At 42.1% G+C, this 21,652-nt stretch carries 15 protein-coding genes; 4 read left to right on the top strand and 11 right to left on the bottom strand.

Annotated features, from left to right (window positions below):
• Window positions 1–42 precede the first annotated feature (42 nt).
• Window positions 43–1,476 (top strand): F0F1 ATP synthase subunit beta, encoded by a 1,434-nt coding sequence (gene atpD / locus PSE7429_RS00925; protein WP_009625152.1) that lies wholly within the window; start codon window positions 43–45, stop codon window positions 1,474–1,476.
• A gap of 118 nt (window positions 1,477–1,594) precedes the next feature.
• Window positions 1,595–1,999: an ATP synthase F1 subunit epsilon gene (gene atpC / locus PSE7429_RS00920; RefSeq protein WP_009625151.1), complete on the top strand. Its 405-nt coding sequence runs from the start codon at window positions 1,595–1,597 to the stop codon at window positions 1,997–1,999.
• A 210-nt stretch (window positions 2,000–2,209) separates the two neighbouring features.
• Here the strand turns inward: atpC and PSE7429_RS00915 are convergent, their stop codons facing one another.
• The 4 genes from PSE7429_RS00915 to thiS all read right to left on the bottom strand — a co-directional run bounded on the left by PSE7429_RS00915 (window position 2,210) and on the right by thiS (window position 9,866).
• Window positions 2,210–3,286, bottom strand: a complete 1,077-nt coding sequence (locus tag PSE7429_RS00915) for a CobW family GTP-binding protein (protein WP_009625150.1) — start codon at window positions 3,284–3,286, stop codon at window positions 2,210–2,212.
• 21 nt (window positions 3,287–3,307) lie between these two features.
• Window positions 3,308–5,155 (bottom strand): two-component system response regulator, encoded by a 1,848-nt coding sequence (locus PSE7429_RS00910; RefSeq protein WP_009625149.1) that lies wholly within the window; start codon window positions 5,153–5,155, stop codon window positions 3,308–3,310.
• Between the two features lie 130 nt (window positions 5,156–5,285).
• Window positions 5,286–9,119: an ATP-binding protein gene (locus PSE7429_RS23195; RefSeq protein WP_009625148.1), complete on the bottom strand. Its 3,834-nt coding sequence runs from the start codon at window positions 9,117–9,119 to the stop codon at window positions 5,286–5,288.
• Window positions 9,120–9,662: 543 nt separating this feature from the next.
• Complete coding sequence (thiS, locus tag PSE7429_RS00900; RefSeq protein WP_009625147.1) at window positions 9,663–9,866, bottom strand: sulfur carrier protein ThiS; 204 nt, start codon at window positions 9,864–9,866, stop codon at window positions 9,663–9,665.
• A 120-nt stretch (window positions 9,867–9,986) separates the two neighbouring features.
• Here thiS and PSE7429_RS00895 point away from each other — a divergent pair, with 120 nt between their 5' ends.
• Together PSE7429_RS00895 and PSE7429_RS00890 are read left to right on the top strand one after the other, a co-directional pair.
• Entirely contained in the window at window positions 9,987–12,515 is a 2,529-nt protein-coding gene (locus tag PSE7429_RS00895) for an HAD-IC family P-type ATPase (protein WP_009625146.1), read from the top strand.
• An 81-nt stretch (window positions 12,516–12,596) separates the two neighbouring features.
• Window positions 12,597–13,121: a hypothetical protein gene (locus PSE7429_RS00890; protein WP_009625145.1), complete on the top strand. Its 525-nt coding sequence runs from the start codon at window positions 12,597–12,599 to the stop codon at window positions 13,119–13,121.
• 33 nt (window positions 13,122–13,154) lie between these two features.
• Here the strand turns inward: PSE7429_RS00890 and PSE7429_RS00885 are convergent, their stop codons facing one another.
• The 7 genes from PSE7429_RS00885 to PSE7429_RS23190 all read right to left on the bottom strand — a co-directional run bounded on the left by PSE7429_RS00885 (window position 13,155) and on the right by PSE7429_RS23190 (window position 21,476).
• On the bottom strand, window positions 13,155–13,742 hold the full coding sequence (locus PSE7429_RS00885) for a hypothetical protein (protein WP_407681149.1): 588 nt from the start codon (window positions 13,740–13,742) through the stop codon (window positions 13,155–13,157).
• Window positions 13,717–14,316 carry an ABC transporter permease gene (locus PSE7429_RS00880; protein WP_100228855.1) on the bottom strand — a complete coding sequence of 200 codons (600 nt, stop codon included), beginning with the start codon at window positions 14,314–14,316 and terminating at the stop codon, window positions 13,717–13,719. The genes PSE7429_RS00885 and PSE7429_RS00880 overlap by 26 nt, the downstream gene beginning before the upstream one ends.
• Window positions 14,309–15,550, bottom strand: coding sequence for a hypothetical protein (locus PSE7429_RS00875; RefSeq protein ID WP_009625142.1), 1,242 nt, complete (start codon window positions 15,548–15,550; stop codon window positions 14,309–14,311). Before PSE7429_RS00875 ends, PSE7429_RS00880 begins: the two co-directional genes overlap by 8 nt.
• Before the next feature lie 114 nt (window positions 15,551–15,664).
• Window positions 15,665–17,185 carry a bifunctional aminoglycoside phosphotransferase/ATP-binding protein gene (locus PSE7429_RS00870; RefSeq protein ID WP_009625141.1) on the bottom strand — a complete coding sequence of 507 codons (1,521 nt, stop codon included), beginning with the start codon at window positions 17,183–17,185 and terminating at the stop codon, window positions 15,665–15,667.
• Between the two features lie 167 nt (window positions 17,186–17,352).
• A complete protein-coding gene (locus tag PSE7429_RS00865; RefSeq protein WP_009625140.1) occupies window positions 17,353–18,240 on the bottom strand; it encodes a DUF4436 family protein in 888 nt (295 codons plus the stop codon).
• Window positions 18,241–18,303: 63 nt separating this feature from the next.
• On the bottom strand, window positions 18,304–19,200 hold the full coding sequence (locus tag PSE7429_RS00860; protein WP_009625139.1) for a DUF3598 family protein: 897 nt from the start codon (window positions 19,198–19,200) through the stop codon (window positions 18,304–18,306).
• A 110-nt stretch (window positions 19,201–19,310) separates the two neighbouring features.
• Window positions 19,311–21,476 carry an ATP-binding protein gene (locus tag PSE7429_RS23190; RefSeq protein WP_009625138.1) on the bottom strand — a complete coding sequence of 722 codons (2,166 nt, stop codon included), beginning with the start codon at window positions 21,474–21,476 and terminating at the stop codon, window positions 19,311–19,313.
• Window positions 21,477–21,652 lie beyond the last annotated feature (176 nt).

The following is a 21,652-nucleotide window of genomic DNA, read 5'->3' as shown; positions in this document are numbered from 1 at the left end:
TTTTTTAGATTCTAAGTTAAGAGGCTGGAGTAAACAGCAAGCATGGCAATAACCGCAGAGAAAGTATCCGTCGGGCGCATCACCAAGATCATCGGTCCTGTGGTCGATGCTGAATTCCCCAGTGGCAAAGTCCCCGAAATTTATAACGCCGTGATCGTCACGGGTCGTAACTCCGCAGGACAAGACATCAATGTCACCTGTGAAGTTCAACAATTATTAGGCGACAACCAAGTTCGTGCTGTAGCGATGAGTACCACTGACGGCATCGTTAGAGGTATGAGTGTAACCGATACAGGCGCAGCGATTTCCGTTCCTGTTGGACCTAATACATTAGGTCGAATTTTTAACGTATTGGGCGAACCTATCGATGAACTAGGCCCCGTTGTAACCGAAGAAAAATTCCCAATTCACCGCCCATCTCCTGCATTTACCGATTTAGAAACCAAACCATCCATATTTGAAACGGGTATTAAGGTAATTGACCTTCTCGCTCCTTATCGTCGTGGTGGCAAAATTGGTCTATTTGGTGGTGCTGGTGTCGGTAAAACCGTATTAATCCAAGAATTAATCAACAATATCGCCAAAAAGCACTCTGGTGTGTCGGTGTTTGGCGGTGTAGGCGAACGTACCCGCGAAGGTAATGACCTCTACCATGAAATGAAAGAGTCGGGCGTACTTCAGTACCTCGCTCTCGTTTACGGTCAAATGAACGAGCCACCTGGAGCGCGTATGCGTGTGGGCTTAACTGCTTTGACCATGGCTGAATACTTCCGCGATGTGTCCAAGCAAGACGTATTGTTGTTCATCGACAATATTTTCCGCTTCACTCAAGCTGGTTCTGAGGTATCGGCACTACTCGGTCGGATGCCATCGGCTGTAGGATATCAGCCAACTCTCGCAACAGATATGGGTGCTTTACAAGAGCGCATTACATCAACCACCGAAGGTTCGATTACCTCCGTACAAGCGGTTTATGTACCTGCGGATGACTTTACTGATCCTGCTCCTGCTGCCACATTTGCTCACCTTGATGCAACAACTGCGTTGTCTCGTGGTTTGGCTTCTAAAGGTATTTACCCCGCAGTTGATCCGCTTGATTCTTCTTCGACCATGCTGCAACCAGGTATCGTAAGTGACGAGCATTACCGCGTTGCTCGTGGTGTACAAGCAATTCTTCAGCGTTACAAAGAACTTCAAGATATCATCGCTATCTTGGGTCTAGATGAACTTTCTGAAGATGACAAATTGGCTGTTGCCCGCGCTCGTAGAATTGAGCGTTTCTTGTCTCAGCCTTTCTTCGTTGCCGAAGTATTTACAGGTTCTCCTGGTAAGTATGTCACCCTTGAAGAAAGCATCAGTGGATTCGATCGCATCCTGAAGGGTGAACTTGACGACCTCCCTGAGCAAGCTTTCTACCTCGTTGGCAACATCGAAGAAGCGATCGCTAAGGCTGAAAAGTTAAAGGCTGGTAATTAGGCATTTTGGCTATTAGCATTTAGCTGTTAGCGTTTAGCTCATGAAAAGCTAACAGCTAATAGCTAACGGCTAATAGCTAACGGCTAATAGCTAAAAAAATAACCAAATATTTTAAAAAATGACCCTAACTGTAAAAGTAATTTCCCCAGATCGGACGATTCTGGATACTGTCGCAGAGGAAGTGATTTTACCTAGTTCCACAGGGCAATTGGGTATTTTGACCGATCACGCCCCTCTGATTTCGGCGCTTGAAGTAGGTGTGTTACGTCTACGTAAAGACAAAGCTTGGTCGGCGATCGCTCTTACGGGTGGTTTTGCTGAAGTTGAAGAAAATGAAGTAACTGTGCTAGTTCGTAGTGGCGAATTAGGTAGTGAAATTAATTCTGACGAAGCTCGCAAAAAGTTGGAAGAAGCCGAGCAGGCTTTAGCTGGCATTAAGACTGAAGATAAGCAAGGTAAAATCCAAGCCGAACAAAATGTGAGAAATGCTCGCGCTAGAGTGCAAGCAACTACTCCGCTCTAATACCAAAACTAAAAATGGCTACGCCATTTTTAGTTTTGGTATTAGGCTTAGTTTTTAATTCACAAAAGTATTGTGACACTTTCGTGAATTACAGCGCTTTGCGCTCAAACCCAAACCAAGGAAATTTTTGAAAGCGTTGCTTCGCAACGCTTTCAAAAATTTCCTTGGTTTGGGTTTGAGCGCAAAGCGCTGTAATATAATTGGCGAAAGCTATACCAAACAAAGACGGAAACTGTTGCGCAGTTTATCTGCCTCAAGGTGCCTGCCGATAAACACCAATTGGTTTTTCCGAAGTTCGTCTTTTTTCCAAGGGCGATCGCGAGTTGCGTCAAACTGCATATGTACGCCTTGAAATACCAGTCGCTCCTCTGCACCCGAAAGATTAATAATTCCCTTGGAACGGAAGATATCTTGACCTTGGGTTTTTAACAGTTCGTTAATCCATTCTTGAAATTTGTATGGATTTACGGATCCTGTCTCTACAATACTCACAGAGCCGACCTCTTCATCATGGATATGGTGATGATGATCGTGATCATGCCCGTCGTGATGATCGTGATCATGCCCGTCGTGATGATCGTGATCGCCATGCTCGTGGTCATGATGATCGTGAGATGCTTCTCCTTTAGGGGTAACAAACTCAGGATTTTTTTCGAGAATACGAGTTAAATCAAAACCGCCAACGTTAATCACTTTGTTAACGCTATCTTCAACCTTATCTTGATTGAGTTGAACGCGAGAGACCTTTGCCAGAACGTTGAGATGCTTGATTTTCGCTTCCAGTTCATCCAGTTCAGCCTTAGTTACGAGATCGGTTTTATTCAAGAGAATCACATCAGCAAAGCCAATCTGTTCAAGAACTTCGCGATCGCCCCAATGCTGTTGGACATGCTTAGCATCAACTACAGTCACCACCGCATCCAGATCGACCTGACGATAAATGTCTTCATCCATAAAGAAAGTCTGAATCACAGGACCAGGATCGGCGAGACCAGTAGTTTCGATCAAGAGATGATCGAACTTATGACGGCGGCGCATGAGGTTGCCAATAATCCGAATGAGATCGCCGCGCACTGTGCAACAAATACAGCCATTATTCATTTCAAAAATTTCTTCATCAGCACCGATCACTAGTTGTTGATCGATACCGATTTCGCCGAACTCATTGACTATGACGGCAACTTTTTTGCCATGCTCTGCGGTGAGTATGTGATTGAGTAATGTCGTTTTTCCTGCACCAAGAAAGCCTGTGAGGACGGTAGCGGGAATTTTTTCAGTTGCGATCATAGCCTATATCAATTACCTGTATTACCTGTAATGCAAATCATTATACTCAATTAAAGAAGTTGCGGCTTTGGAATCTAATGGAAGAGACAGGAAGTAACCTTGCCCATAGTTGCAATTCAGAGATCGCAAGATTTGTTTTTGTGATTCTGTTTCCACTCCTTCCGCCACAACATCCATACTCAGTCCGTGGGCTAAGTTAATAATCGTGGATACCATACTATTTTTATTACTGGTTGCCAACTTTTGGACGAATGAGCGATCGATTTTCAAGGTATGGATGGGTAATTCATGCAATCGGCTAAGCGACGAATATCCCGTGCCGAAATCATCAATACAAAGCTTAATATCTAAATTCTTTAATTGTTCCAAAACAGATATTTCCGAATCAGCAAAATCTAAAAGGCAACTTTCCGTAATTTCTAGTTTCAGACAATTACTCGGCAAGCCTGATTCCTCTAAAGCCTTTTGGACATTTTGAGCGAAATCAATTTGTTTGAGCTGGATCGGTGAGATATTGACATTCATCCATAGACTGCGATCGCTAAGGCGATCGCTAAATTGTTGATGCCAAATTTTCATTTGGTGTAGAGACTGCTTCAAGATCCACAAACCCAAAGCATTAATTAAACCAATTTCCTCGGCAATCGGAATAAAGTGAATCGGAGATATCAATTTCCCCGAATAATGATTCCAGCGGACGAGGGATTCAAATCCACAGATGCGATCGGTTTGGAGACTATAAATCGGCTGATAGTACATGCAAAATTCTTCGCGTTCGATCGCTTTCCGCAGATCGTTTTCCATTTCCAATCTAGTGATCGCAGCTTCACGGGTAAGCGGATTAAAGATATCGTATCGACCTCGTCCTTTGTGCTTTGCCTGATACATGGCAATATCCGCATCCCGAAGAATATCCTCAGGCAATAGATAATCCTCGGTATTAAGAGCGATCCCAATGCTGATACTGACAAATAATTCGTAATCTTCCAGTTTAAAAGGAAGTTCTAATTCCAATTGAATTCGATCGGCAAGATCGATGACTTCATCAATACTTTCAATATCTTCAAAGAGAATCACAAATTCATCACCGCCAAATCTAGCTACGGTGGCGCGATCGCGCAGAATCGATCTCAGCCTGTGAGTAGCCTGTTTGAGCAGTTCGTCTCCGACCAAATGTCCGAGGCTATCGTTAATTACTTTAAAGCGATCGAGATCGGCAAATAAAACTGCATAACGGGATTTTGCGGTGGTTAAGTATTGCAATCTTTGCATCAGCCATGCCCGATTAGGCAGATCTGTAAGCGCATCATGACAAGCTTCGTAGGCAAGGCGCTGCTCTCTTTGTAATAGCTGCATTTGTACCTTTTGTAAATCAGCTAGAGCTTCTGACAATTCTGCGGTACGAGCTCGCACGCGATTTTCTAATTCTTGCGTAAAATCCTCCAATTGAGCATTTTTTTCTTGTATTTGTTTAGTCAAGCTACTAATTTGCAGATGAGTTTTGACTCTAGCGATGACTTCATCCCGATCAAAGGGCTTAGTGATATAGTCCACAGCACCTAACTCAAATCCCTTGACTTTATCTAACGTATCTGAAAGCGAAGTCATGAAAATGATCGGGATGTCGCAGGTTTCTATAGTATTCTTCAGGATTTGACAAGCTGTAAATCCATCCATGATGGGCATCATCACATCTAAAAAGATTAAATCGGGTTTCACGTAGATCGCCTGCTCGATCGCACTTTCCCCATCAATTGCAACTAAGACCTCCCAATTACAATCATCTAAAGTCCCAGATAAAACCTTGAGATTGTTCGGATTATCATCAACTATTAAGATCTTACTTTTAGGGTAAACTTCTGCAATCATGACCTTAAATTAACTTAAATTAACAAGATTTCACAAATATAGCTATATTCACTTAAGTCAGCACATCAAACCCAATAGAGAGTTGCGGCGCGAAGCGCCACAACTCTCTATTGGGTTTGATGATTACTAATTAGCTAGAGTTATCTCGATAGAATTTAATCAATTCTTTGATTTTTTTAATCTGAAATTCACCAGCTAATCTTTGTAATTCTTTAGCAAAGGGAACTAGGTCAAGATCCTGCTGCTCAAGCTGATTGGCTCGCTCATTAATAATATTAATATTGCCTTGCATTACTAATTCCCAAAGAGATTCAATTTCTTCTTGGGGTGGTGCAAGCATAGCAGTGTGATGGGAAACTTTAGTGTTTTCCTCAGCGTACATAGAAGGGGGAGACGCGCAGATTTCTTCGTAAATCCATTGAATTTTAAGGTGCTTAGCAATTTTCGCGAGTAAAGTATCAAAACAAATTGGCTTAGACAAGAAATCATTACCTCCAGTTTCTAAGCTTTCTGCTTCATTTTTGCTAAAAGCACTCGCAGAAGTAACGATAATCACGATATTTTGTAAATCTGGCGATCGCCGAAATTGTCTGATCATCTCAAAGCCATCCATTACAGGCATAACTAAATCGGTAATCACCAGATCTACCTTTTGCCCCAGAGCTAATGCTATGGCATCTCTACCATTGGCAGCCTCTAGGATATTAAACCCGATTTCTTCGAGCAGTTTCACCAATACGGTTCTATTTTCCCATTTATCATCAACTACAAGAATTGTTTTATTTTCCCCAGCAAATCCAACCGTTTTCCGTTGGATGAAGTTTTCATTAACTTGAGCCCAATCAATCATTTCCGTGGCTGCTTTTAAATTTAAATCGATCCAGAAGATGCTACCTTTTCCCCTCTCACTCTTGACCTGAATGGTACTACCCATGATTTCGACAATCTTTTGGCTGATTGCCAATCCCAAACCAGTGCCTTCAGCATTGACTAAAGCCCCACCCGCCTGCTCGAAGGGGAAAAAGATTTTCTCTATCTGCTCTGGGCTAATACCGATACCTGTATCTTCGATCTGGAATCTAATTTGGTGCATAATCGAGAAACTGGGGCGCTCTCGATCATCGCTATTGCCGTCGGGTGTAAGCTCTGAGTAAGGAATATTTAAGGAGATCGCATCAACTTTAAAAGTAACTCCCCCATCTTGAGTAAATTTGATTGCATTTCCTAGCAGGTTGAGCAAAACTTGGCGCAGTCGCTTATCATCAGCAAAAATCCCGATTGGTAAATTCGCTGAGGGCAAATAGGTAAAAGTAATGCCTTTTTGCATGGATCTCACTGCACAGACCTCAACCACCCCCTGTAGAAAATTTTGGAAATGAAAGTCAGTTTCGATCAACTCCATTTTTTGAGCCTCAATCTTGGACAGATCAAGAATATCGGCAATTAAATTTAGGAGATGATTGCTGCATTGTTTGATAACATTGATGCCCTCGATTTGCTTTGGCGTTAAATTGCGATCGCGTTGCAGAATTTGGACATAGCCGAGAATGCCATTCAACGGCGTTCTTAGTTCGTGGCTCATATTTGCCAAAAATTCGCTTTTCGCCTTATTGGCGGAATCGGCTTCTTCTTTTGCTTGAGACAGCTCGATCTCAGACTGTTTGCGTTCGGTAATATCCGTATGAGAGCCAATCATTCGGTTAGGCGTTCCATCTAGATCGAAAAGAGCGATCCCTCTAGCCAGCATCCAACGATAGGAGCCGTCTTTACATCGAATTCGATGCTCCGCAATATATTGGGGAATCTCCTTTGCCCAATACTTCTCAACAATAGTCATGACCTGATTACTATCATCGGGATGAATGAGATTAAGCCAAGAGTCAATATTGGGAGGAAGTTCATCCTCTCTGTAGCCCAACATCGATTTGTACCTTGCGGAAAAAAAGACCTCATTAGTTTTGCAATTCCAATCCCAGATCCCATCATTACTGCCTTCCAAGGCAAGATGCCAACGCTCTTCACTATCTTTTAACTGCTGCTCGACCAGCTTGCGACTATAGGACTCAATCGACAGCGCTACAAGATCGCCAATAGATCGCGCAAAACTCTGCTCTAGGAGAGTCCAAACTCTCGGTTGCCCCGTATGCTCCAGACTGAGCATCCCCACAATCTCGTTATTCTGCCTGAGAGGAATCTCTAAGATAGAAGCAATCCCCAATTGCAGAAGATAGGGCTCAGTTAATTCGGAGGTACGATTATCGTTAATGGCATCCTCAACGGAAACTGCCGATTCTGTATGTAACTTGCCAAGATACTTTGGGAAAGAGTTTGACGACACATCGCTTTCTACCGCATGGATTCCTGAACTTAGCAAAAACAAATCTAGGCAACTCCAACTAATACGGTCTGTGGTAGCCAACCAGACGCTACTGCGAGCAACTTTTAAGGTTTGGGCAACGACTTCAGTTAGCTTCTGGACGCTAGCCATCAGATTGCCTTGGCGCAGCGATTCGTCCTTGGCAAGATCGTTTAAAATTTGATAGTGCTGACTTAAGGTCGCAGCCTTTTCTTGCAGTTCGTTCTGAATGGCAATGCGATCGCTAATTTCCTTTGCCAATTCACTCGTTCTTTCTTCGACTTTGAGTTCGAGCGATCGCGAATAATCCTGCAACTTGGCTTGAGATTGTAGGAGTTGATACTGTATTTGATTAAAGGCTGAGGTCAGAACCCCTATTTCCTCAATCCAAGTATCAGGTGCAGGTTGGGAAAAGTTTTGTTTAGCGATCTCCACACTGGCATCGCGCAATCGAAAAATTGGGCTGACGATCCATCGGGTCGTTAGCATCCCTAGCAAACTCAAGCATATCCCCACAAGAACACATAGCCCAATGAGCGCAATAACATCTTGATGGCTTTGTGCCAAAATATCAGACTCTGGGGTAACAATAAAAACGTACCAATCGATACCCGCTTCGTCCTGATAGGGAGATATTTCAATAAATTGCCTTTCGCGCTCTATCTTACCGTTAGACTCGCGGTTGATATCCATATCAAAATTTTCAATGTCATGAATATTCCCTATTTCCCCAAAACGTCTAGACGATTCAATAATCGTGGTCTGAATAAAAGGGTTTTTGCTAGCATCAGCTTTTAGTCTTTGGATATTACCTTGGGGATCAATTGTAAATAGCAATTCTTTACTGGATGTAGCTACCAATAGTCCCGATCGCTCCACGATGAAAATTTGGCTTTTGGCACTTACACGATTGTTTTCGATAAGCTCATTAATTCTTCCCAGATTTAGACTAGCGTTGATGGTATAAAGGGGCTTGCCTTGAGCGTCAAAAATAGCTTGAGTTGCAGCAATGCCTAAATTATTACGGTCTAGAGGATAAACTTCGCTCCAGATAGCCTGTTTATTGTCCAGCTCTGGCTGATACCAAGGATGCGATCGCAGATCGTCAGATTTTTCAGTTTTAAATAAATCACCTAAATTGCCTTGAGCATCAAACCGATACCAATTTTGAGTGGAAAATTTCTCAGTAACTTTGACGGCTAACTGCTGCTCTTCTTGACTTACGACACCAACAAAATCTCCCGCACTATCTCCTAAAAATATTTCCTGCACTTGTGGAAATACAGTGAGTAGAATCTTAAATTTTTGAATGGTTTCAGTAGAGTTTTTAGTATTAAGAGAACGATCAGTTGGAACCTTAGCACTCATCTGCACAACTTGCATTGGTGGGAGTAAATAGTCAGAGATGCTGTGTTTTAGGGACAGTATGGCTTTTATTCTACTTTTGTTACTATTCTCATTAACGATCTTTTGCAAATTTTGAAATGAGAAATAACCAACAATCCCCAAAGCCACAATGACCTGAAAAATAAAAGGAAAAGTCATCAGCGAGCGAATCGAAATCCTTCTAAACCTCAGTTTTTTTTGACTATCTATATCTTCAGTCATTTTTAATCTGATGAAATGGCAACCCTTTATAGTCAAACCTATGGTCAAACACTTTTAACTTTGGCTTAACTTATTAAGATCCATAAGTTATCTTTAGTTATCTTTGATACTTAAATAATAGACCAATTTCATAATTTGAAAACTGCTCAATCTTATGGAAGAATACACCTAAAGGGCAGACTCTTCCATGGACTTTGCAGATAAGGAAGGAGTTAGGTTTAATGTCAAGTCTAGTATAAGTCTCAGTGTAAAGTTTAGTGTAAAGCCTACAAAAATCATCTTAAAATCACTATTAAAATCATTGTTACAGTCATTGTTCAAGTCATTGTTAAAATCATTCTCTAAGCTGGTTAAAGTTCGCAAATCGCCACTACATCTCGTTCTTTTAACTAAGCCCTAAACTAGTGAATTTTTACCCCCTAAAATCCTATTTACTTTTTGAGAAACTGGGATAGATCGCCAAGGCAAATGCATTTTTTGCCTTCTTCACTTTTCAGTGCTTTCTCGTTAGAAGATCGCTATATTTAAATATTTAGTAAATATTTAGCCACCACCAACAATAGTGACAATTTCTAAGCGATCGCTATTTTGGATAATTGTCTCTTCCCATAGTTGGCGATGTAAAATTTCACCATTGTATTCCACAGCAACAAGGCGAGGATTTAATCCTAAGTATTTCAGCAATTCGATCATCGTGAGGTTTGGCTCGCATATGCGATTATCACCATTGACTTGCACAGTAATCATTCTTTCGTTTTTGGTTAAGTTTTCCTACTGATTCTAAAGTTTTCAGTCCCCTCAAGTCCAAAAACAAAATTAGAAAGATTGGTTGCTATACTTCTTACTAAAAATAATATCTGTGTGTCTATGCCCCAACCTAACTCAGCAAATACGCCAGAATTACCAACGAGCAATTCTCTAAATGTCCCAGTTAATCCTGAAATTAATCCTGAAATTAATCCTGAAATCGGACTTAGCGACAATGAAGTTAGAGATCGCAAGCGGCGTGGTGATATTAATACTATTGTCTTGCGTTCCAGCCGTACCTATCAAGATATCTTCAAGGAAAACGTTTTTACCCTATTTAACGTTACCTTTGGCGTAATTTTAGTTCTGATGATGGTGCTCGGACAGATCACCGATGCTTTATTTTCAGGATTTTCAGTATTTATGAATATTCTGGTAGGGGTAGCACAGGAAATCCAAGCAAAATTGACTCTTGATAAGCTGGCTTTGCTATCGGTACAAAAGGTCAAGGTAAGACGCAATGGGGAATCACAGGAGATTCCCGTGGGCGAGTTAGTCCGTGACGATCTCATCGAGCTTAATCCTGGCGATCGCGCTCCCGTCGATGGACCAGTCCTAGTTTCGCAAAATGTGGAAATGGACGAATCGCTTCTGACAGGAGAATCCGATCCCGTTGCCAAACAGATCGATGATATTGTGCTGTCGGGTTCGTTCTGCTTGGCGGGAAGTTGTGTATTTCGAGCTGACAAGATTGGCAATGAAAGCTATGCGGTCAAATTATCCCAGTCTTCAAGGGTTTATAAGCGAGTATTTACGCCATTACAGAAAAAGATTGATACGTTAGTCGAAATTTTTATTCTCGTCCTGATTGTTGCAGCCTTTTTATATCTATCGTCTAGTCTCAATTCAGGGCGAACGATGGTAGATATCATTCGCTATGCTTCGGTAATTATTAATAGTTTTGTTCCTGCGGGATTGATTCTCTCTATTAGCGTTGCTTTTGCGATCGGCGCGGTCGAGATCAGCAAGCGTCGCACTTTAATTCAAAAAATCAATGCCGTTGATTCGATGAATAGTGTGAGGATTTTATGTACTGATAAAACGGGAACCCTCACTCAAAACAAACTCTTAGTCAAGGCAATTGTGCCCTTAGGCGATACGGATGAGGATTCATTGCGAGAGTTAATCGCCCTCTACACAAATTTAATGGGAACTCAAAATAGCAGTGCCAAGGCGATGGCATCATTTACGGATAAGCCGCGATCGCCATCTCAACTCGTTAGCGAAATTCCCTTTAGCTCTAGTCGTAAATGGGGAGCGATCGCCATTGATATTGGCACAACCATTATGGTCGGTGCGCCAGAGATCTTGTTCACCAATGTCGAAATGCAGGAGCAAGCCAAACAATATGCACGTCAGGGTTTACGAGCGATCGCTGTAGTTACAAGTGAAAACAGCATTGATGCCGAGAAGAATCCCCAACTACCCGACAATTGTCGCGAGCGGGGATTGGTTTTGCTGGAGGACAGCCTGCGTCCCGATGTAGTCGATACGATCGCCCAGTTACAAGCTCTCAATGTCAGGCTGAAAGTCATTTCAGGGGATAGTGTCGAAACCGTCGCCTCGATCGCCCGCCAAGCAGGAATCGCCGTTCCCGATGATGCCGTATTTACCCAAAAGACCCTAGAGGCTATGGACAACCAAACCTTTAGTCGAGTGGCTGCCTCTGGGGCTGTCTTTGGAAGAATCACCCCCGATATGAAACGGCGTTTGATTTCCGCCATGGTAAAACGGGGCGGCTATGTAGGAATGGTCGGTGATGGAGTCAATGATGTCCCCGCATTTAAGGAAGCTCAACTAGCGATCGCCATGAATGACGGAGCACAGATTAGTAAAGACGTTGCAGATATTGTTCTACTTGATAACAATCTATCTGCCTTACCTCAGGCTTTTGCCGCAGGGGATTCGATTAAACAAAAGATTCTGGCTTCATCGCTCCTCTATCTCACCAAAAATATTATGGTGATTCTGACCATTGCTTTTGCGGGGTTTGTACAACTTCCCTTTCCTGTAGAGCCTCGCCATATGACTGTGTTAACGATGGCAGTAGTAGGTTTGCCGACGATTTGGATCTCGTTTGGATGGTTAAAACCCAAACGTCTTGAGAACTTTCTGCGGGATGTATTGGGCTATAGCTGTATGGCTGGAATTTTTGGCGCGATCGCCATGACGACGGGGTATGTTTTGTCCTATTACATCAGTGGGTGGGCACTCCTCAAGGTTCCCTACAGCTCTGCTATGCTCAATTCCGATACTTTCCAAGATATTGCTAAGGGGCAAGCACAATGCGTCAGCACTTTTATTGGCATCTTCTTTGTGCTATTGGTGTTCTGGACGCTAACAGATATCTCCATCTGGAAAGTCCGCACGCTCTTCAAAAACCCTACTGCCACAATTCTAGGCATCGTCGCAGTGGGGTTATCTGTTGCCTTAATGTTGATATTTCCTTCTTTCTTTCAAGTGGAAATTCCCGATCAATTTGGCTGGACAATGGTAATTTTCTTACCGACCTCTAGCTATTACCTCTTAAGAATGCTGCATTCAAGCAAGCTATTGCGTAATTTACCTCGCTATCTCAGTCAGCCTTAGTTGACTAGAAGATGGAAACTATCTTTAAAACGATTTCTAAGAAATTGTGCAAATGCTATATCTTTTGAGAACCTAAAAACCATGAAATCTAAAGTCCACAAACGTCCGATCGCGATTACGATTCTCGCCACCACAATGATCGGCACGAGCATTGTGCTAATCCTTGATCGCCTATTAAACTTCTATATTTATCGCATTCTAGAAGGTGACACACCTCTAGTCGATAGTAATTCCATTAATTTACAAGTAGTTTCAGGAATTGCCTTTTTAGGGTTTGGCATAGTCCCAATTTTTTTAGCGATCGGACTATGGAATTTAAAGTCTTGGGCTAGGTTTCTCAGCATTTGTCTCTACAGTTCCGTAATGTTCCCTGCAACTGCTGCTTCTTTACATTGGATTTCACCGCCTTCAGCAACCAAGCTTTTACAAATCCCCAATGTTTTTGATGATGCGCTCAGTATCGATACAAAGGAACCAATCTCGCGATTGATGGTTTTAAATCCCTATATTGCTTTTGGCAGTGCGATCGCTCTCGCTATTTTGTTGACTCCTGCAATCGGCAATGCTTTCCGCTCTCGCTATCACCCAACTAATTCAGAAAATTAGATAAATATAACAGGCGATCGGACATAACAAATTTCAATATGTACGAGGCTTTTCACGAATATTCATGCCATACAAAAACATATGCAGAATTTCGAGAGGTGACATAGGTGGACTATGAATCATGATGTCACCATTGTTGGGATGAAGATGAAACCGTAAATCTCGTTCATCATTTCTATGATCTGGTAGATTGAGATCAATTCTTAAAAAAGAGGCTACAATCTCTCCTTCTCTTTTAGGGAATCTTATTTCAAAATCAAATCCTATGATTTGAGCAGGTCTAATTGTTTCGTCGATAGTAATAGCAAAATCAAACCAGCGACCATTGTTAAGTTTGAAATGTGGAATGTCTGGATTTCGTTTAAAATTGCGTTTAGAATCTTTACCACCACCTGTAATTTCGTAATATCCTTGTTTACCATTGCTTATCTTCAGCAACTGATGAAGCTCACTTAGATTCGTACTCAATATCTTTTCATTGCTGGCATCATTCAAACATTTAAAAATTTGTTTCCTTAATTTCTCTGCGCTTTCTATTTCCAGTAGTGTCTGGTTTAAAGAACGCTCTTGGATTTCTTTACAGATCTTTTCCCAACTATTTTTGCCTTTCAAGCAAGTCACCTCGATCGAGTAAAATTAGCCATTCCCCATATTCTGGGTCGGTTGGTAGTTGACGATTCTCAGCCAAAGCTATTATCTCTTCATTGGTTTGACCAGACCATTCTTGTAATGCAGACAAGCGTTGTTCGCATTCTTCAGAAGTAAGTATATCTGCATCTTGATCTAAATAATATATTCGTGAGCCGACAAAACTAACAAAATGAGGAGCATTACTAAACATTAAACGACTTGATTGCTCGGAAAGTACAACTAAGCCACCATTTTTATTTTTGTCTAATTGAGTTCTAAAAGTATCAAAAATCTCCCATTCGTTATTATCCCATGAGTCAAATTGATGTAGTAAGAAGTATTCTTGAGGTGATTCTTTAATACATTTAACTAGATTTCTTGACCCATATTCTCCTGAAATAGTTACTGCTTCACATTCGCTAAAAATCTCAACACTATCTTGTAACTCATCAATTGTTGATTGTATGTCATCAGGCACAGCAACCAGAACCATCCAACTATTACTATCTGGCGGGCGCAATTCAATTTTTTGCAATAACTCATCTATAGAAGAAAGTTTATCCACTAGCAAATCCATTAGTAAATTCTCTCGTATTAATTTTATTTTGAATAAATAGAACTAAAGTTGGATGAATAGCAAAACGCTGGCGAGGATATTCATATTCTAAGATATGTCCTGTAAGCATTAGTTCAAAATCTTCAGAAGTTCTAGGGAAAAATGATTTCTCAGTTGCAACTTTAATAAGAGTATCTATATTCAAATCAGTTAAACCAATTGTCTTGGAACGTTGCATAAATATAATTGCTTGCTCTGCATGTTGCTCCATAACTAGAGACGAGCCGTCCATATAAGCTTCCTCAATTGCCGCTTGGGTAAGAGACATCAAATCTCGTAAAACTCCTCCAGAATTAAATATGATCATCTCTCTTGCCCTTTGGTTAATAAGCTTTTCAGGATCTCGAACCTTAAAAATGTCTGTAAAAAGTTGTTGCGCTTCAGCATTTTTCAAAACATCTAAATATGGTAAGAAATAGAAATTTTCTGTATTTTTTACAATATTTACTCTCTCTGTGTATAGAGTTACAATAGAGCCTACAATAATTGCTCCAAATCCATATTTATTAATTTCAATTGCATCGTCAAGAACAGGTTTTACAAACATTTGAGATTCTCTTAGTCTATCTAGACTATCAAAAAGAAATACAACCTGTTTTACTGATTTCTCATTAACGAACTTGCTTACCTTGGCAAAAGCTTGTAAAACTGAACTTCGATTTTCTCGCTTCTCAGTAGTGGTAAATGCTTGAGAGCTTCCCACATTTAGCATTCCCCCTATACCTATGCCCCCTATACTTTGATTTGGTCTTGGTTGATGGTACGTAACAATTTCACTATTTCCATATAGTAATCTCTCAAATATTCTCTTGGAATCACTTATTTCAGAGGTATTGTAGCCTTGCAATGTCTTTATTAATTCAAGACCCGCGATCGCAATTAAAGCACCAGATTGCAGTTCAGAAATATCAGTAAAAAGACTAATATCAATATAAATAGCCTTAATATCTTCCAACTCATTTAAAGCTTGTTGAGTTAATAGTAATTGTGTAGTTTTACCCGATCCAATACCACCAAATAACAAATGTGCTGAAGAAGGTCGGAGAGCAATTTTACCAGTAATAACTCCTACAGGATTATTTGGCAAGTTGATATAAAATCCTCGCTCGACAGCGCGTTGAGGATTAGAAGTACCTTCAAAAGCTGACATCAGCCTGCGGAAAAATTTCAGGCGATCGGACATAACATTTTTAATGAAAGGTTAGTGTTTATATATTAACGGATTAATTGATGAACTGAAAATTATGCATTTGCTCACGATTTATGCTGCGTAGACCACAGCATAAATCGTGAATAGCTAAATAGCTATGATTCTTTCACCTTTTTTGACTAAAACTAATTCCTCAGTCGTGAAGTCTTCAAAGGCAGCCTGCTGACTGGCTAACAGCTCAACGGTCGCATCAGCAATATCATTATTCGCCGCAGCGCGATCGCGTAAACGTTGCTGCAAAACTTCCACAGGCGCAGTGCAGTGACGGATTACTACGGGGATATTTTGAGCTTGCGCGGCAGCGATCGCTTGACTACGTAAACTAATACGATCGTACTTCGCATCGAGAATGACCGTAAAGCCTTTGCTAGCTAATAGCGAACCTAATTCCGCCAATCTGGCATAGGTTTGCGCCGTCATCTCTGGCGTATAGATATCATCACTACCGCGTTCCATCAGATCGATTCCCGCAATTTGCTTGCGGATAGCATCCGATCGCAGATAAATCGCATCCTGTTCAGAGGCGATCGCCTTAGCTGTCGTACTTTTGCCAGAGCCAGATACGCCCGACATGATGATCAATTTGCCCTGTTTGGGTTGCGTATATTCCCAAGCCAATTTGTAATAGGCGGCAGCTTCCGTTTGAGCATTCGCTTTCACATCCGCAGGAATATTGGGGTCGTCGAGCAGAAATGATGTCACCTTAGCCCGCACATAGGCGCGCATACTACAATGCAGAGGTAACAGCACGGCTCCCTCATAATCGCCAGTACGTTCTAGGTAGGTATTGAGGAAGATATTGGCGAGATCTCTGCGACCGCGAAATTGCAAATCCATTAATAGGAAAGCAGCATCGTACAGTACATCGCTATTTCGGAATGGTTCATTAAACTCGATGCAATCAAAAATTTGAATTTTATCTTGATAGAGACAAATATTTTTTAAATGCACATCACCATGACATTCCCGCACTTTGCCCTTAGCAATGCGATCGCTAAATAGGTCAGTATTTTCAGCAAAGAATTTTTCGGTATAGGCGCGAGTTTGCTCAAAATATTCGGCTGTTTGTGCAATGCCAATATATTTCTCCGTAGAAGCGTAGTTATCATTGGCTACGGCTCTTACTGCTTCGGCTGTCCCAAAAGTATTGATATGCTCGTTAGTTAGAGCCTTTTGATGGAATACCGCCAATTGTTCGCCAATTTGTTTGACATGATCGGCAGTCAACCGACCTGAAGCAAACATCTCAATTAACAAATCCTCTTGCGAAAACTCTGGCATAGCGATCGCATATTCGACTGCCGTTTTTTCGCCAGAGCGATCAAAATGATATTGCCCATCTGTTTCAGCAATTGGCAAAACCGAGAGATACAGATCGGGAGCAAGGCGGCGATTGAGGCGGAGTTCCTCTTCACAGAAATATTTGCGCTTTGCCAAGGTCGAAAAATCGAGAAAGCCAAAATTCATGGGTTTCTTGACTTTATAGGCATAGTCTCCTGTCAGTAGCACAAAGGAAATATGCGTTTGCAGGAGTTGGATCGGCTCAGTAACGGGATGATCGTAAAATTCGGGCGCGAGCATTTGCTCGATAATTGGCGGTAAGGACATAGGGGAATTGGTAATTGGTGGAGTTAGTATTTGGCAATTGATTAATAGCCAATAGTTAATGGCTATTAAGTAACTGGGCATAATTAAAGAACAGAATCAAAAGCTGTAGCGCAAGCGCAGCTTGCGCTACAGCTTTTGGAATTTTATATTTAATTGCGCCTAGCTACTTAGCTAGGTGGTTTATAGCGGACTAGCCAAGTGAAAAAGAGAATAGGTAGGGAAAGAGCGACTAGACTTTCAGCCCAGAAAAAGGATAGGAAATCCGACAATCCTCCTAGGGGTGGAACTCCAGGCTGGAGATTTCGCACCGCTGGCAAAGCAAATAACATACCAGCAATGAGGGTAAACATACCAAACTCAATGGGACGGGGTTGCCAAAGCACGACCATAGACATGGTGAATATCACCAAGCCAATCAGCCACATGGCAAGCATCAAAAAGATAGAAAAGGATTTAGTAATGATCGAGCGAGATATATTTATCCGCAGAGCCTTGACTTCATCGGTAGACTGAAACTCATTCTTCGGAATATAGTCTGCATCAACGTTATAGCCTGATACTGCTCCATAGAAATTTACTAGTATGGGAATTTCTTCCTTCTCATCTTTAGGATTGGTAAAAAAGATGTAGAGGTCAGAGACATGCGAATCAAAGGGATAATCGCTAACCCTACCCTTAACTATAGAGATTGTCCCCGTTACGGAGTCGATAATGTGGTTTTTTTCAAGGGTAACTTCAGATTTACCGCTTTCAATGCCCGTAAAAAACTTTAGATCTTTGGTGAGGTAGAATTCTTTCGTTGAATAAGTTCCTTCTGGTTTAGGCGCAAATCGAAGAGTCAGTTCGCCTTTAATGGGGTCGATCGCCAATAGACTAACATCAACATCAAGACGATTTGGTATTTTATCATCGCCAAAGACCAGATCAGCCGATCGCTGAGTGCGATCGTTTTGATAGAAATAGAGAGCGCTAGAGAATGCACCGATAAAGAGGGCTAAGAATAGCAGGATAAGAATGATGCGTTTCCCTAGAAGCTTACGAGCAGTACCTTCCATAGAGTTTGAATCAGTAATTATGAATTATGGGATTGGTGATTTACTAACAAATCACTACTCAGACTACCCCACTTTGCGCTCGGTCACTAGGGTGAGGCTAGTCCATTCGCCCTTGTGATCGTAGGCACGGATCATCCGTTGGTGTAGATCTGGCTCGATGAGCCATGACAGGGATAATTGAAATGGCTGACGGTTAACGATCGCGATCGGACAGGTTATCGATGCGCCATCGGGTAAAAATAAGGTCTGGCTCGTCATTTGATCCGTCATTTGATCCGTCATTTGATCCGTCATTTGATCGGTCGATAGGAAATTGGGCATATCTCGCTCAAAGTTAAGGATGCGGGGATTATGAGCATCTCGCCTACCAGTTGAAGTAATCGTTTGCAATCCCCTATTTGTCTGCATTTGCAGGGACATGATCGCGCGATCGCCATCATATTGCCATTCCGTCGTGGTTGATATACTCTCAGGCTCGAACCAATCGGCAGCAATTACAATCGCAGAACCTTCCCATTTACCGATTAAGTCCTTTACCGTTAAAGTAGGACGTTCGGGGCTATTGATCTGGGGTAAATGCTCACGAATGAGCGTAAAGTAATTCAGGTAACTGGCTTTATCGTAGAGAGCAACTAACCGCAAACGGCGATCGCCATAAATCAAGCCTAACTCTGCTCCAAATTCACTATGGGGAGCAAATTGCAACGATCCCTGCGAAAAAGCCCCGTTCTCAAAAAAGCTGGTACTGCGGTTGAGGGTGCGATATTCCAGAACTAAGTCCTGTGGCTGTCCCCCATAAAAGCGTCGCACTACCTGACGCATGGTTTGATGGTCGGCTTGCAGTTCCAGACTGGTTTCGCTAGGAATGTCTTCTAAGATTTCGCCACTTTTGGATATGCGCGTAAAGGAACCTTGCCAACAGCCAAGATTCTGGAGCAAACATTCCCATTGCGATCGCATAATTTTTTATTTCCAAACCAACTTTTGTCTAGTGTATCAGGACTATAGAGTGGCGGCGCTTCGCGCCGCCACTCATCTTTATAGCGGCAACTATATCTTCAGGCAAGATCTTAATTTTGCAATTGTTTTAAGGGGATTTCAATGGTGAACTCAGTACCAATCCCTACTTCAGACCGAAAAGAAAGCTTGCCGCCATGATTTTCAGTAACGATCTGGTAAGCGATCGATAGTCCCAAACCCGTCCCTTTTCCAACGGGCTTAGTCGTAAAAAACAGGTCAAACAAACGGTTACGAATATCTTCAGGGATACCACTACCATTATCGGCAATTGTAACGACTAAGCGATCGCCATGGGATTGATTGTTAAGAATTTCCGTCCTAATCAAGATTGTGGATACTTTGCCATCTTTTCTCGTCCATTGTGGTTTATCGTTCACCATTTGCCACATACCATTATGCTCGGCATCCGACTCAAGCGCATCGATCGCATTGGTCAGCAAATTCATAAACACTTGGTTTAGCTGTCCTGCATAGCATTCGACTTCAGGAAGATCGCCATAGTCTCTTTTAATGAGAATCTCAGGACGACTAGGTGTAGATTTAATCCGACTTTGTAAAATCATCAAAGTGCTATCAATTCCCTCATGAATATCCACATACTTAGCCCCCGCCTCATCGCTGCGAGAGAACTTATTGAGGGACAGGACAATTCTATGAATCCGTTCTGCGCCAAGGCGAATGGAACCAATTAATTTTGTAAAGTCTTGAGCAAGAAAATCAATGTCGATCTCCTGCAACTTCGCTTGAACTGGTTCGACTGGCGTTGGATAATTTACGCGATATGCCTCCACAAGACTCAAGAGATCGGCTGTATAGGTATCGGCATAGGAGAGATTGCCATAAATAAAGTTCACAGGATTATTAATTTCATGGGCAATTCCTGCCACCAATTGTCCGAGCCCAGACATTTTTTCCGCTTGAATCAATTGCGATTGAGTACTTTTTAGCTCTTGTAACGCATATTCGAGCTTTTCAGCTTGTAGGCGATACTTTTCTTCAGAGGCACGGACGAGAGCTTCAGCAGCAAGACGTTCGGTAATATCGCGCAAACTCCACACTCGCCCCGCACGACCATCTAAAACATGTTGGGGTTGCGAATAACATTCCAGAGTGCGACCATCATCAAGCTCTACGACCTCGAAACTATTTTGGTCGCCGCGTAGCTCTTTACCAAAGTTATGTAGATACTGAGATGAGGTAATCCTTTGGGTCACATATTCAAGGATTTGGGTATCGTTATGAGATGTAAAAATGCGATCGGGAATACGCCATAGTTCGACAAATTTTTGATTGCAAATAGTAATATTGCTGCATTCATCTAAGACCAAAATGCCATCGGCAGTTGCCTCGAGAGTTGCGCCGAGGGCTGCAAAACTTTTGTTAATTTCAGCTTCTGCAACTTGGCGATCGCTAATATTTGTACAGACATAGGTCGTACCGATTACTTGACCCGATGGATTTTTAACAGGATTGACCCGAAGCGCCATGGGCACATCTTGGCGATGGCGATCGCGCATATGCAGTTCGCTCGACCAATTACCACCACGCATGACTGCCTTATGAATTATTTGAGAAGTTTCTATATCGGCAAATAAGCAGGCGAAGTTTTGATCTTCCTGCAATGCTGATAAATCATAGGCAAATAGATCGCTGAAAGCCAGATTAATGTAGATCGGCTTCCCCGTCTCATCAGTAATACAGATCGCATCATTAGCACTCTCAATCGCCGTACCAATCTTGGTAAAAGCATCTTCTAGATATCGACGTTCCTCAATTTCTTCTGCTAGCTGCTGTTTTAAGGAAGAACTCAGGGGATCGGTCAAAGCCTGACTAGCAATAATTATGCCACCGGCGGAGCCGTCATCTCCATACCAAGTCTGCACATTCCACTGAAAGGTATGAGCCGACTCACCACGAGTCATAATCTCAATTTCCCCTACATAATGCATCTGACCACCGCTTAAGCAGCGCTCCAAACCATTTTTATGGGCGATCGCCCTAGGTAAGGAATCGTAAAGATTGGTACCAATTAGTTTGAGGCGTGGGATACCAAGCATTTTGACCCAAGGCTGGCTCACCAGTATATAGTTCATATCGCGATCAAACATTGCGATCGGCACGGGACAAAATTCCACAAACCATCGCAGATACTTTTCTGCGTGGTTAGCACGGGTTAAAATTGTTCCCCACTGGGCTTTTGGGTTGGCTTTTGCCATCCGAACCTTACTTACTTGCGAATTGGACTAAATATGCATCTAGAGATTGTAGCCGCTTCCGAATTCCTAGAGTGTGCTATCTGAACCAGAATTTAGCTTTTTGTGTTAAACACTCTTTTCACCAGTGAATAAGTAGCTGGGCATAATTAATTACAAACCCAAACCCGTAAAGTTGC

Origin of the sequence: Pseudanabaena biceps PCC 7429 (assembly GCF_000332215.1) — a bacterium.
In the GTDB taxonomy this organism is placed as follows: Bacteria; Cyanobacteriota; Cyanobacteriia; order Pseudanabaenales; family Pseudanabaenaceae; genus Pseudanabaena; species Pseudanabaena biceps.
The sequence above is the reverse complement of the archived record's forward strand: the minus strand, read 5'-3'. Positions and strand labels throughout refer to the sequence as shown.